General features: G+C 46.4%; 13 protein-coding genes. 6 read left to right on the forward strand and 7 right to left on the reverse strand.

What is annotated here, in order from left to right; translation table 11 throughout:
• Positions 1–14 precede the first annotated feature (14 nt).
• Entirely contained in the window at positions 15–1580 is a 1566-nt protein-coding gene (locus tag FTU87_RS10920; RefSeq protein ID WP_180097336.1) for a nitrogen regulation protein NR(II), read from the reverse strand.
• A gap of 22 nt (positions 1581–1602) precedes the next feature.
• A complete protein-coding gene (locus tag FTU87_RS10925; RefSeq protein WP_005108454.1) occupies positions 1603–2238 on the reverse strand; it encodes a response regulator in 636 nt (211 codons plus the stop codon).
• A gap of 219 nt (positions 2239–2457) precedes the next feature.
• Between FTU87_RS10925 and FTU87_RS10930 the strand changes: the two genes are divergently transcribed.
• The gene (locus FTU87_RS10930) at positions 2458–3525 is read left to right on the forward strand and encodes a serine hydrolase (protein ID WP_141667085.1); all 1068 of its coding nucleotides are present in this window, start codon (positions 2458–2460) and stop codon (positions 3523–3525) included.
• Positions 3526–3579: 54 nt separating this feature from the next.
• Here the strand turns inward: FTU87_RS10930 and thrC are convergent, their stop codons facing one another.
• From thrC to xerD, 4 genes are all read right to left on the reverse strand, one after another.
• Entirely contained in the window at positions 3580–4719 is a 1140-nt protein-coding gene (thrC, locus tag FTU87_RS10935; protein WP_005094446.1) for a threonine synthase, read from the reverse strand.
• 57 nt (positions 4720–4776) lie between these two features.
• On the reverse strand, positions 4777–6081 hold the full coding sequence (locus FTU87_RS10940; RefSeq protein ID WP_074383664.1) for a homoserine dehydrogenase: 1305 nt from the start codon (positions 6079–6081) through the stop codon (positions 4777–4779).
• A 127-nt stretch (positions 6082–6208) separates the two neighbouring features.
• Positions 6209–7021, reverse strand: a complete 813-nt coding sequence (locus FTU87_RS10945) for a DsbC family protein (protein ID WP_180097339.1) — start codon at positions 7019–7021, stop codon at positions 6209–6211.
• 99 nt (positions 7022–7120) lie between these two features.
• Positions 7121–8038, reverse strand: a complete 918-nt coding sequence (gene xerD, locus FTU87_RS10950) for a site-specific tyrosine recombinase XerD (protein WP_005094442.1) — start codon at positions 8036–8038, stop codon at positions 7121–7123.
• A gap of 175 nt (positions 8039–8213) precedes the next feature.
• On the opposite strand from xerD, the gene FTU87_RS10955 reads away from it, so the two are divergent.
• The 5 genes from FTU87_RS10955 (at position 8214) to ftsW (ending at position 13361) form a co-directional block, all read left to right on the forward strand.
• Positions 8214–8474, forward strand: a complete 261-nt coding sequence (locus FTU87_RS10955; protein WP_004281065.1) for a FeoA family protein — start codon at positions 8214–8216, stop codon at positions 8472–8474.
• Complete coding sequence (locus FTU87_RS10960; protein ID WP_005094440.1) at positions 8471–10327, forward strand: ferrous iron transporter B; 1857 nt, start codon at positions 8471–8473, stop codon at positions 10325–10327. Before FTU87_RS10955 ends, FTU87_RS10960 begins: the two co-directional genes overlap by 4 nt.
• A 56-nt stretch (positions 10328–10383) precedes the next feature.
• On the forward strand, positions 10384–10635 hold the full coding sequence (locus tag FTU87_RS10965; protein WP_159138530.1) for a DUF6587 family protein: 252 nt from the start codon (positions 10384–10386) through the stop codon (positions 10633–10635).
• 162 nt (positions 10636–10797) lie between these two features.
• Positions 10798–12144 (forward strand): UDP-N-acetylmuramoyl-L-alanine--D-glutamate ligase, encoded by a 1347-nt coding sequence (gene murD, locus FTU87_RS10970; RefSeq protein WP_180097341.1) that lies wholly within the window; start codon positions 10798–10800, stop codon positions 12142–12144.
• Positions 12145–12164: 20 nt separating this feature from the next.
• The gene (gene ftsW / locus FTU87_RS10975) at positions 12165–13361 is read left to right on the forward strand and encodes a putative lipid II flippase FtsW (protein ID WP_005094435.1); all 1197 of its coding nucleotides are present in this window, start codon (positions 12165–12167) and stop codon (positions 13359–13361) included.
• Here ftsW and FTU87_RS10980 read toward each other — a convergent pair.
• Positions 13350–13610: a zinc ribbon domain-containing protein gene (locus tag FTU87_RS10980; RefSeq protein ID WP_005094432.1), complete on the reverse strand. Its 261-nt coding sequence runs from the start codon at positions 13608–13610 to the stop codon at positions 13350–13352. The genes ftsW and FTU87_RS10980 overlap by 12 nt on opposite strands.
• Positions 13611–13622 lie beyond the last annotated feature (12 nt).

Genomic DNA, 13622 nt, shown 5'->3' on the forward strand with positions numbered 1-13622 from the left:
TCCCTTAAACCCCTTTATACCGTAATACGTTGGCAGCTAATGCGAAAGCATGCGCCCTGTTCTTGTTGTATATAGTTTAATTGTGCCTGATTTGCTTCACAAAAACTATGTGATAAGTACAGTCCTAATCCGGTTCCACTAATCGAGGTGCTGAAAAAAGGTTGAAATAATAGGGCCTGGTCGTGTATGGCTACACCTGAGCCGAAATCCCGGATATCAATCCAGACCCGATGTTCATAGGGATGTATATTCAGCTGAATGTAATTGGCATCTGCTGAATTGTGACGGATGGCGTTGCGAATCAGATTTATCAGGATTTGCCGGAATTGTGCCTCATCAAACTGAATCGCCAGCGAGACATCAATATTAAATTGAATCTGATCACGAATATCAGCCAGATCTTCGTGGATAAATAACGGGATAAATTCATTGAGATGAATCGGCACCGGATGGGTTTCTTTATTTTTGACCATATTCAGTGTGTCCTGAATAATCCGGTCAATCCGGGTCGCCTGCCGGCCAATCATCTGGTGGAGTAGCTGTTGCTGTTCAGCTTCCGAGTCTAGATACAAATCATTGGCCTGGACAATGGCGGCTAGAGGATTACGAATTTCATGCGCAATACTGGCCGAAAGCTGCCCCAGTGCGGCAAGTTTGAGTTGTTGCACTTGCTGATTGAGTTTTTTGGCATCCTGTAATACCAGTAGCGTTAGGGTTTGATGCGGTACAATCAGCTTTTGTACCTGGACATGAATGTTATAGCGACTTTGCTGGGATTCAAACTGAAAGCGTTCACCATTTTCCAGCGTTTCAAAATGGATCAGTTCAAATAAATCCGGCTGTGACTGGTATAAGGTAAATTTTTCCAGACCGTATTTGGATTCAATCCCAAGCAGATGACAGGCAGCAGGATTACTGAGTACCACATGATAATTTTCATCCAGAACCAGATAACCGGTTTCAATTTGCTCCAGAATATAACGGTTAATATTCTGTAAGCGATGAAGTTCCAGCGATTGAGAGAAGTTCAGGTTTTCCAGAATCTGAAAACGGCGCACGGCAATTTGCCCGGTGCCATAGACGACAAAAAACAAAAAGGCCAGCAGGGCGCTATTACTGATATTGCTAAGTGAGGAAAATGCAAAAATACTGCCGATAAAATGCTGATAGATAATGCTAATGACGGCAATCAGGGTGAAGACCAATGCTTTTTTTGCATCTAATAATAAAGATGCAGAAAAAATGGTAATCACGAACAGCAGCCCGATTTGCAGATTCGGACCATTGCTGGCCAAGGTCAGCAAACTTAATAGGCAGACATCAACAAAGAAAATCATGATCAGCTGCGGCTGGATCAGACGTCTGATCCACTTCAACGCGAACAGCTGTACCGTATTGATTGCTACCCAGATTCCCAGCGCATAATAATACAGCTGCGGATATTGGTAGTCGCTGGTCAGTTCGGGGTAGGTCAGTAGAAAAATAAGCAGCAGGCCAGTGCTGATCAGCAGGCGATAAGCGCTATACCAGATACCAAGATGATATCGGTTGAGAGCAGAGTAACTAGATGGTTGTGCCATATGCACCGGAACTCGTTAAAGGCTAGGGTTTAATGAGTCCATAGCGCATGGCCAGATGCGTCAGTTTGACATCACTATCAATATTCAGTTTTTCAAAAATACGATAACGATAAGTATTTACGGTTTTGACGCTGACAAAGAGCTTGTCAGCAATTTCCTGAGCGCTGATACAGTTCACCACCATCATCGCCACTTGCATTTCACGTTCTGACAGTGCATCAAAAGGCGATTGCTGTGTATCAGAAAGGTAAGAACTCGCTAACTGTTCTGCAATGTCGGCACTAAAATATTTACCGCCTTGCATGACTTTATTGATGGCGCGAACCATTTCTGAAATCGGCGCCCCTTTGGTAATATAACCTTTGGCTCCGGCTTTTAATAACAGCGAAGGATAGGGTTCTTCTGCCAGACCGCTGACAGCCAGTACTTTGGTTTCAGGGGCGCTCTGAAGCAGACGACGCGTGGTTTCTACGCCACCAATGCCCGGCATATTCACATCCAGTAAAACCACATTCGGATGATGCTGACGAACCAGAGAAATCGCTTCTTCACCAGATTCAGCCTGTCCAATCACCTGAACCTCCGCATGGTCTTCCAGCATTCTGCAAATTCCAGTACGTACTAATTCATGGTCGTCCACAACTAAAACTGTGATCACCTACGCTCTCCCTCTGTTAAAAAAATCATTTTTTTGTTACATAAAGCAAAATAAGCTTGCAATGAAAGTACAAAATTAGCAATCCTATTCGCAAGATAAAATCTGAAACTTATCACACAGTGTCAAGATCAAAAAATGTTCTGCAATGTGTTTAAATGTAAGGCATATTAGAGGTAATACGCAAATCAATCTTACCTCTGTTAGTTGAGTGAAGAAATAGTGAAGAAAATAAACAAGTCTTTAAGGCATGTATTGGGCCTGTCCGTGTTAGTCAGCATGAGTGCGACAAGTTTTGCTGAAATCATTATGAATTCTGGCACGACAGAGGGCGGATCCAGCATTAGTTGGTCTTCTGAGGAAGTCAATCAGCTGATGAGTGATGATTTCCGTGTGGCTGCTGATGAGCCTTCGCCACCCGGTTCAGCCACCGTGACCACGACCTTGCGTCAGAGTGTACCGAGCACCCAGCAGTCGGTCAGTGTTCAGCAACCAGCAAAAACAACACAGATTTTTGATACAAACAGTTATAGCAATCAACCCTCTGTAAATGCCCGTGCTGCATTGGTTATGGATGCGCAAACTGGTGAGGTACTGTTTAGCAAAAACACCAATACCGCTTTGCCGATTGCATCTATTACCAAATTAATGACAGCAGTGGTGATTTCCGATGCACGTTTAAACATGTCAGAAAAAATCACGCTGCAACAGGCTGATTTCTCTTGCGCAGGTTGTAAAAGCTCAAGCTCGACCTTACGTGCTGGCGATAGCATGAACCGTGCCGAAGCTTTATTGTTTGCTCTAATGAAGTCTGAAAACCCGGCAGCTGCAGCCTTGGCGCGAACGTATCCAGGTGGTCGCAGTGCATTTATTGCAGCGATGAACAGTAAGGCCAAGGCCTTAGGCATGAATTCATCCCGCTTTATGGAATCAACCGGCTTACACCCTGGAAATGTGGCATCAGCACGTGATTTGGGTATTTTAGTGAATACCGCTTCTCAATATGGTCTGATTCGTCAATTCTCGACCACACCAAGCTATGACTTTAACTTGGGTTATCGTGTACTGAAATCGAATAATACCAATGCACTGGTGCGTAACGGCGGCTGGAATATCAATATTTCTAAAACCGGTTTTATTAATGAAGCAGGGCGCTGTGTGGTGATGCATACGACCCTGAATAACCGTCCGGTGGCAGTGGTACTGTTAGGTGCAAATAGCTCACAGGCGCGTACCAATGATGCGACCCGTTTGATGAGCTGGGTGAGCCAGCAACCAAAACGAATCTAATCTCTGCGCTCATAAAAAACCCTGCAAATGCAGGGTTTTTTATTCCGGCTGAAATTACATGTTCGACAGAATAGAGTCTTTTACCTGAGCCATGGTTGCGTCGATAGACAGCATCACCGCATCGGCACATTGTTTGATCGCGGTATCTGGATCTTTTAGACCATTACCGGTTACGGTACATACGATTACTGAACCTTCAGCGATTTTACCTGCTTTGATATCACGGATTGCACCGCCAACAGACGCAGCAGATGCAGGTTCTACAAACACACCTTCATACATCGACAGCAGACGTTGTGCTTCAAGAATCTCAGCATCCGTCAGTTCATCAAACCAGCCGTTTGAATCACGAACGACGGCTTTGGCATGATTGAAACTTTGCGGATTACCAATACGAATTGCAGTTGCAACAGTTTCCGGATTTTCTACTGGACCACCACGCAGGAACGGAGCAGCACCAGACGCTTGGTAACCGGCCATGATTGGCAAGCCAGCCGGTTTAGGACCAGTGAAAGCATCGGTTTCAGCATCGTAAATCACTTGCTCAAATTCTTCTTTTGACTGATTGGCCACCGCTTCGGTATAGCCCATCCAGTGTGCAGTGATATTACCTGCGTTACCCACTGGCAGGCAGTGGTAATCCGGGGCACGACCTAAAGCTTCAACGATCTCGTAAGCAATGGTTTTTTGACCTTGCAGGCGGTACGGGTTGATTGAGTTTACAATCGTTACCGGTGCCTGATCCGCAACTTCCTTCACCAGACGCATGCCATCATCGAAGTTGCCACGAATTTGCATGGTGATTGCACCATACATCATCGCTTGGGCCATTTTACCCATGGCAATTTTGCCTTCCGGGATGAGTACGAATGCTTTGATACCGGCACGAGCAGCGTATGCAGCCGCAGCAGCAGAAGTATTACCAGTGGATGCACAGATGATGGCTTTAGAGCCTTCTTCAACGGCTTTGGTCACTGCCATAGTCATACCGCGGTCTTTAAATGAACCAGTCGGGTTTAAGCCCTCGTACTTCACATAAATTTCAACATCTTTACCAATAATGCGTGGAATATTCTCAAGCTTGATCAGTGGAGTATTACCCTCACCCAAAGAGATCGCACGAGTAGTTGCAGACACTGGTAAACGGTCGCGATAGCGGTCAACTAAACCAGTATAACGATTGGCATTCGACATGATGATGTTCCAATTGTGTGTAGAGCTTGGCAAGGGGAAATACTCCCCTTAACCCGATTAATTATCAAGCGATTCTAAACGAATTCGTACAATTTCGCCATGAATGACGGGTAATGCTTGAATTTGTGAGAGCGCTGCATCCATTTTTGATTCGACGATAGGATCGGTCAGAATCACGATCGGAATAAGGTCTTTTAAGCGAGGTTGCTGCATGATGGCATCAATACTGATTCCGGCACGACTGAGGATCGTGGTGACATCGGCAAGCACGCCCATTTGATCTTCGGCATTAATACGGATGTAATAGCCGGTGGTCATTTGTTCACGACTCAAGATCGGTAAATCGGTCAGTGCTTCAAAGGCCAGTTGCGGAATGGTTCCGGCACCGTCTTCGGTATAAATGATATCACGGACAATATCCACCACGTCTGCGACCACAGCAGAAGCCGTTGGGCCTGCACCCGCACCTGCGCCGTAGTACAGCGTTGGGCCAACCGCATTGGCTTGTACCAGTACGGCATTTTTCACGCCATTGACGTTGGCAATCAGTTCTTCTTCAGGAATCAGGGTTGGATGAACACGGAGTTCAATCCCGGCATCGGTGCGGCGTGCAATTCCCAGGTGCTTGATACGGAAACCGAGGTCTTCTGCATATTTGACATCCTGTGCAGTGACTTTGCCAATTCCTTCAGTAAAGACTTTATCAAACTGTAGCGGAATACCAAATGCACAGGAAGCCAGAATCGTCAGTTTATGTGCAGCATCAATGCCTTCCACATCAAAGGTTGGATCGGCTTCGGCATAACCCAGTTCTTGCGCTTCTTTGAGCACGTCTTCAAAAGCACGGCCTTTTTCACGCATTTCACTAAGAATGAAGTTGCCCGTACCATTGATAATACCTGCCAGCCATTCAATCTTGTTGGCAGCCAGACCTTCACGGATCACTTTAATGATTGGAATGCCGCCGGCTACAGCTGCTTCATAGGCAATTTGCACAGCATTGTCTTCGGCTGCTTTAAACAGTTCATTGCCGTGTTCAGCCAATAAGGCTTTGTTGGCAGTAACAATATGTTTGCCATGTTTCATGGCTTCCATGATGATTTCAAAAGCAGGGTGAATACCGCCCATGACTTCGACCACCACGTCTACATCCGGTTGACGTACGATATCCATCAAGTCTGCACTTTGCTTCACCGATTCAGGCAGATCCAGATCAGGACGTGGGCGACGGGTACCTACATAAGTAATTTGAATTTCACGACCGGTGCGACGTTTAATCTCAGCAGCATTTTCTTTTAATAGTTTCAAGGCACCACCACCTACAGTACCAAGACCGAGGATTGCCAGACGAACTGGTTTCACGTCACACTCCAAATATAATCAGTTTTTTACGAGAACCTAGATCATAGCTAAAAAAACGCCATGACTCTAGGGTCATTTCAGAATATCTTCATGTATAAATTAAAGTTAAATAACGTATTAAAATGAGTTATTTAAGCCGCTTCAATAATTCAGAGGTAGATAGATATCCGCCCAGGTAAACCCCTTCTGAACTATAAATTGCCGGGGTGCCATTGACGCCCATATTCAGGCCCATGTGATATTGATCTTGAACAGGATTTTCACATTTTTGCGCAGTGATCTGGGCACCGGCAATGGCCTGATCAAAAGCACTATGACGGTCAGCACTGCACCAGATTGCTTCCATGGCTGGCATATGCTGTTCACCACGCGGCCAGGCGATATAACGCACTTCGATCCCCTTGTTGTTCATTTCATCCATTTGCTCATGGAATTTATGGCAATACGGGCAGCTGACATCGGTAAAGACATAGATCACATGCTTGGCCTTGCCTGTGGCCGGATAGATCAGCAGGTCTTCTGCTTTCAGCTCAGAAAAGAGTTTGTTGTTGATTCCGGCTTGCAGGTTTTCACTGACATTATGCAGCTGTTTATCACCGAGTCGGATCACGTCGCCCTGAATCAGGTATTTACCATCGCTGGTGACATAGACCGCAGACATATCTTCCAGACTGACCCAGAACAGGTTCGGTACTTCGGTGGTTTTAATATCGATAATTTTGGCACTGATCCCCGCAGTTTTGAAATGCTTTTCCAAGGTAGAGACCAGACGCTGTTGTGCATTGCGTTCGGTCAGGGTAGAGGCTTCTCCCGTTGCTGGTGCACTTGCAGTCAGTGTATCTTGCTTTTTAGTGTTGTTATCGGAATTGGAACATGCGCTAAGCCCCAAACCAGCAGCAAGTGTACAAGCCATAAAAACTTTTGAGCGGGCAAATGTCATAAATAACCCTTTTCTTCTTGGACTAAAAACAGAGCATTAGCATAACAAAAAAAAATACAAACACGTCAAACTTCTCAGTTTATTCCATATGTAGATGTTTTAAGCCCGTGGATGATGCGCTGCATGCAGCTGCTGCATCCGCACTTGCGCGACATGGGTATAAATCTGGGTGGTCGACAGGTCACTATGTCCAAGCAGCATCTGTACCACACGTAAATCTGCGCCATGATTGAGCAGATGCGTCGCAAAGGCATGCCGCAAGGTGTGCGGTGACAGCTCGGATGCAATCCCGGCCTGTAAAGCATAGCGTTTAATCGCATACCAGAAATTTTGCCGGCTCATGATGCCGCCATGCTGAGTCAAAAACAGATAATCGGTTGAGGTTTTATACAGTTGTGGACGGGCTTCATTCAGATATTTTTCCACCCATTCACAGGCCATGTGTCCCATCGGTACCAGCCGTTCTTTATTGCCTTTACCGACGATGCGTAAATAGCCCTGTTTTAAGTTAATCAGTTCCAGACGTAAGTTAATCAGTTCAGTGACACGTAAACCGCAAGCATACAGCACTTCAAACATGGCACGGTCACGCAGGCCTAAAGCAGTATTGATATCGGGGGCATCAATCAAGGCCTCAACATCGGCTTCAGACAAATCTTTGGGCAAGGCACGGCCAAGCTTCGGGGTTTTATGCGCTGCCACCGGATTATCACTACGCAGCTTCTGTTCACGCAGAAATTTATAAAATGAACGCAAGGCTGACAGACAGCGGGCAATTGAGCGTGGGCTTTTTTGCTGTTTGGTCAGTGCAATCAATACATCGGAAATATCGTCATGGGTCCATTCTGGCAAAGGCTTGCTCAGACATTCTGCACATTGCAGCAAATCAGATAAATAGGCATTTCGGGTGTGTGGACTGACCGTTTGCGCAATCAGATAATCACGAAAACCCTGTAAATAGCTCAAGGCTTCAGGAATTTGAACCGGGGCGGGAATACGGGGTTTTTTATTCAGCATAGGGTGCAAGGATCTGATCTGAAAAAGCGATGAATTTAATAGGTATTCTCCACTGTAGTTTAATTTCACCAGACTGTCGATGTGATATAAAAACTAATTCAGCATGTAATCAATCTTATTTGTTAATTATTCTCATTTGTTTGTATACTGTACAAAATAGTTCAGGAATTTCACGGTGCGTTTGTCTGATTTAAAAGCAAAACAAATTGCCATCATTCGAAAAGTGAGTCGAACAACTGATGGTGAAAGTGCTCTACACGATGTCGTCGCGAGTCGTTTGGAAACTCTAGGCTTTGTGCCGGGTACGAAGGTACAGGTGATTACGAAAGGTATTTTTGGTGGAGATCCCATTTTGATTCAAGTTGGATTTACCCGTTTTGCTTTGCGTAAATCAGAAGCAGCCAAAATTGAAATCGAACAGGCGGTGTCGGCATGAGTGATACATTACGTATTGCCCTTGTCGGTAACCCTAATTGCGGTAAAACTTCATTATTCAACCATTTAACCGGAACACGCCAAAAAGTTGGTAACTATGCGGGGGTCACGGTTGAACGTAAAGTCGGTACGTTTCAGCTTGCTTCAGGCAAAGCGGTGCGGGTACTGGATTTGCCAGGAACTTATAGTCTGGATGCGACCAGTCCGGATGAAGAAATCACCCGTAATGTGGTGCAAGGTAAAATCGCAGAAGAACAGCAGCAGGATGCATTCTTATGTGTAGTAGATGCCACTAACCTGAAACTGCATCTGGGTCTGGTCCTAGAAATGATTGCTTTGGGTCGTCCGATTCTGGTTGTACTCAACATGATGGATGAAGCACGCCGTCGTGGGATGCAAATCAATACCCAGAAGCTGTCTGAACGTCTCGGCGTGCCCGTGGTGGAAACTGTAGCGGTACGCAGTTCAGGGATTGAAAACCTGAAGAATGCCCTGGATCAGGGAAAATTCTCGGTACCGCAGACTGAACTGAGTGGCTTAAAGGGTGACCCGCATCAGCAGGTAGAAGTCATTCTGAACGACGTGGTCAATTTCGTCGATCAGGAAGACAAACGTACTGATTTTCTCGACAGGATTTTTTTACATCCGGTACTGGGTCTACTCAGCCTGGCTGTAATGATGTTCGTGATTTTCCAAGCGGTATTTGCCTGGGCTGCGCCGTTTATGGATGGCATCGAAACCTTCTTTGGTTGGCTCGGTGAATTCCTCGGTGAATATATTGCTCATCCTTTACTGAATAGTCTGGTGGTGGACGGGATTATTGCTGGTGCCGGCGGGGTGGTGGTATTCCTGCCACAGATTCTGATTCTGTTCTTCTTTATTCTAGTCTTGGAAGAATCAGGTTATTTACCACGAGCAGCCTTCTTGCTCGATAAGCTGATGTTTAAAGCGGGCCTGTCAGGCCGTGCCTTTATTCCGTTATTGTCCAGCTTTGCCTGTGCCATTCCCGGCATCATGGCATCGCGTACCATCAGTGATCCGCGAGATCGTTTAACCACGATTTTTGTGGCACCATTGATGACCTGTTCAGCACGTTTGCCGGTATATGCCTTGCTGATTGCAGCTTTCATTCCACAGCAAACTGTCTGGGGTTTTATGAACCTGCAAGGTCTGGTGTTATTTGGCCTGTATATGGCGGGTATTGTCAGTGCTCTGGCGGTGTCTTTTGTACTGAAATTTTTCCATAAAGATAAATCCCAGCACATGCTGTTGATGGAGCTGCCAAGCTACCGTTTCCCGGATCTGAAAAACGTCTGGATCGGCTTGCTGGATCGCGGCAAAATCTTCTTGAAGCGGGTCGGCGGCATCATCTTTGCCTTATCGATTGTACTCTGGTTCCTGTGCACCTTCCCGCAACCCCCAGAAGGTGCGACTTTGCCGGCGATTGATTATTCACTGGCAGGTATGCTCGGTCATCTGATGCAGCCAATCTTTGCACCGCTCGGTTTTAACTGGCAGATCTGTATTGCCTTGATTCCAGCCATGGCAGCACGTGAAGTGGTGGTTGCTGCATTGGGCACTGTCTATGCACTGTCTGCCGTAGATGACGATGCAATGTCCGAAGGTCTCTCTTCACTCATCAGTAGTGGTGGTGATCTGGGCTGGTCAGTGGCGACAGGTCTGTCTTTACTGGTGTGGTTTATTTATGCACCGCATTGTCTGGCAACTTTGGCGACAGTCAAACGTGAAACTGGTTCCTGGAAAACGGTCAGTATCATGACGGTTTACCTGTTTGGTTTGGCATATTTCATGTCATTCCTGACTTATCAAATTGCTTCATATTATTTGGGCTAATCTCAGGTTGGCCTCGGCCCGTTGAGCTTGCCTGAGTATATGCATGGGAGATTGAGATGATTGAAATTCTGATTGTGGCGGCACTGGTGCTGTGGAGTGCGCTGGTGGTATTTAAAAAGGTGTTTCCGAACACCTCTCACTCAGTCTTCCAGAAGCTGTCTGATGCCTGCGCAGCAAAAGGCTGGACGCGTCTGGCCAAATGGCTGCAACCGGCTATGGCTGCAGGCTGTGGTGGCAACTGTGCCTGTCCGGTGTCGGAGCAAAGTGCACAGGAAAAGCCGGCCCAGCAAGCGGTCAAATGGAAATAAGTTCCTTTTTTGCTGTGATTTTAAAAACCGTCATGAGCATGACGGTTTTTTTACGCATGGACACAAAAAAAATATGCAGAAAGCTCAATCAGAAAAGGCATTCAAAACAGCAAAGTGCTACCATTTCGTCAGTTTCAAAATAGACCAAAATATGGGGCGAAAATGTTAATACAACGTGGTGGGTTAAAAGTCGTTGCAGGACTCGGAATATCAGGTGTTGCAGCAGTCAATTTCTTACATGACCAGGGCTACCGCGTTGCAGTAACGGATTCTAGAGCCATCCCTCCGGGACATGACCAGATTCCGGCCGAAGTCCAGACCAGTTTCGGCCAGTTTGATGCCGAGCTGTTGCTGTCTGCAGAAGAAATCGTGATCAGTCCGGGACTGGATCCAAAATTGCCAGAAATTCAGGCGGCGATGGCGCAGGGTATTCCTGTGGTGAGTGAAATCCAGATTTTACGCCGTGCTACGGATAAGCCCATTGTCGCGATTACCGGTTCCAATGCCAAAAGTACAGTGACCACTTTGATTGGCTTAATGGCAGCCGATGCTGGCAAAAAAGTCGCGGTCGGTGGCAATCTGGGACGTCCTGCACTGGATTTAACCAAAGATGATTCTGAGTTATATATCTTAGAATTATCCAGTTTTCAGCTGGAAACTACTTCAAATCTGGCGGCTGAAGTGGCGGTGGTACTGAACATGAGTGAAGATCATCTGGATCGGCATGGCGATATGATGGGCTATCACACCGCCAAGCACCGGATTTTTCAGGGTGTGAAAAAAGTGGTGTATAACCGGGATGATTCTTTGACCCGTCCTTTGGTGCCAGATGTGACGCCGATGCAAAGTTTTGGCCTGAATGCACCCGATATGAACCAGTACGGGATTCTTAAAGATACCGATGGTGGCATCTGGTTGGCGCGTGGTCGTGAACGTCTGTTAAAAAGTACCGAGATGTATATGCAGGGCACGCATAATGTTGCCAATGCCCTGGCTTGTCTGGCACTCGGTGAAGCGATTTGTTTGCCATTGGACAGCATGCTAAACACTTTAAAAACTTTCAAAGGTCTGGAACATCGCTGCGAATTTGTCAAAGCAGTGCAGGGCGTACGTTATTATAACGACTCCAAAGGCACCAACATCGGTGCAACCTTGGCGGCACTCGATGGTTTAGGTATGGCGATTGAAGCTCAAGGTGGCAAAGTTGCGATTATTCTCGGTGGACAGGGCAAAGGACAGGACTTTAAGGCTTTGCGTGAATCATTGAGTAAATATGCCAAGATTGCAGTGCTGATTGGTGAAGACCGTCCGATCATCGAAGCAGCGATTAGGGGCACGACTGAGCTGGTTCATGCAGAGAGTTTGCAGCAGGCCGTAGAAATCTGCCAAAAGCACACCCAGGCAGATGATGTCGTGCTATTGTCTCCTGCATGCGCAAGTTTTGATATGTTCTCGGGTTATCCTGAGCGTGGTCGCAAGTTTGTTGCGTATGTGAATGAACTCAATTAAGAATAACAAGGATTCGTGATATGGCTGGGTTTGCTCAGACTACGATCAATAAATTAAACCAATTTTATAGCCAGTGGGTACCCAAGCTCCCCGCTGAGCTAAATCCACGGAATGTACTAATTTTCTGTGTATTGGCTTTACTGTGTATTGGTTCGATCATGGTGGCATCGGCCTCGATGCCTTATGCTGAACGTATGCATGAAAATGCCTTTCATTATATTAGCCGCCATGGCATTTCGATTTTTGTGGCAGCAGTAGCCGCCTATCTAACCTATAAAATTCCTTTAAAGGTCTGGTTTAATAACACCTTCTTTTTGTGGATTATTACCATTGTACTGTTGGTGGCCGTGCTGGTGGTCGGGACTGAGGTCAATGGTTCCAAGCGCTGGATTCGGGTGGCCGGATTTACCTTGCAGGCCTCGGAAGTGGCGAAAGTGATGATGGCGATTTTTACCGCGGACTATGTGGTACGCCGTGCGGAAGAAGTCCGGAACAATATTAAAGGTTTGGTTCGTTTAAGTGCGATTATGGGTGTGACCGTCGGTTTGATTATTCTTGAGCCGGACTTGGGGGCAACCGTAGTAATTACCTTGACCATGCTTGGCGTGTTTTTCCTCGCGGGTGCGCCGTGGATTCAGTTTGGTGTGGCCTTTATGACCTTGGTCGGTGCATTTGCCGCAGCGATTTTATTAGAGCCTTATCGCTTGCAGCGTTTGATGTCTTTTTCAAATCCATGGGAAGATCCACTGGGTAGCGGTTATCAGCTCTCGAATGCACTAATGGCCTTCGGCCGTGGTGAGTGGGCCGGGGTTGGATTGGGGCACAGCATTCAGAAAATGTCTTATCTGCCTGAAGCGCATACTGATTTTATGCTGGCGATTTTAGGTGAGGAATTTGGCTTTTTAGGTATTGCGACCATCCTGATCCTGTCTTTTACCATGCTGGTCTGCTGTATCCGGATCGGACATCGTGCCTTGCAACATCAATATCTACGCGCCGGCTATCTGGCCTATGGGATCTGTATCATTTTCCTGTTACAGATTCTGGTGAATGCCGGTATGAATATGGGCGTGTTACCGACCAAAGGTTTGACCCTGCCATTTATTAGTTATGGGGGTTCATCATTGATTATCTGTGCGGTGATGATCAGTTTAGTGCTGAAAATTGATTCGACCACTCGGCAGGTCAATCCAAGCCGGGAAGAATCAAGCTTCTAGATTGGAGTTGGACCCGGGCTCCGGCTGAGCATGGTCAAGCACTGTGCTCGGCATTGCAGTTCCGCAATTGGAACAGGTCACAAAAGCAGTTTTAGGCTTGGAAAGTGGAATCAATGGAATAAAAAACAAAGAAAAATAATGACGTTGCTGTTTCAGCTCATAGCCTGTACGGGTTCGGCAGACTGGACACAGGAACTGGCTCTTTTCAATAGTTTTGGTTTTAGGGCCGAATCCAAAAATAAAAAACATCTGCTTTTCCTC

The organism is Acinetobacter sp. YH12156 (assembly GCF_013418235.1).
Classification (GTDB): domain Bacteria; phylum Pseudomonadota; class Gammaproteobacteria; order Pseudomonadales; family Moraxellaceae; genus Acinetobacter; species Acinetobacter pseudolwoffii.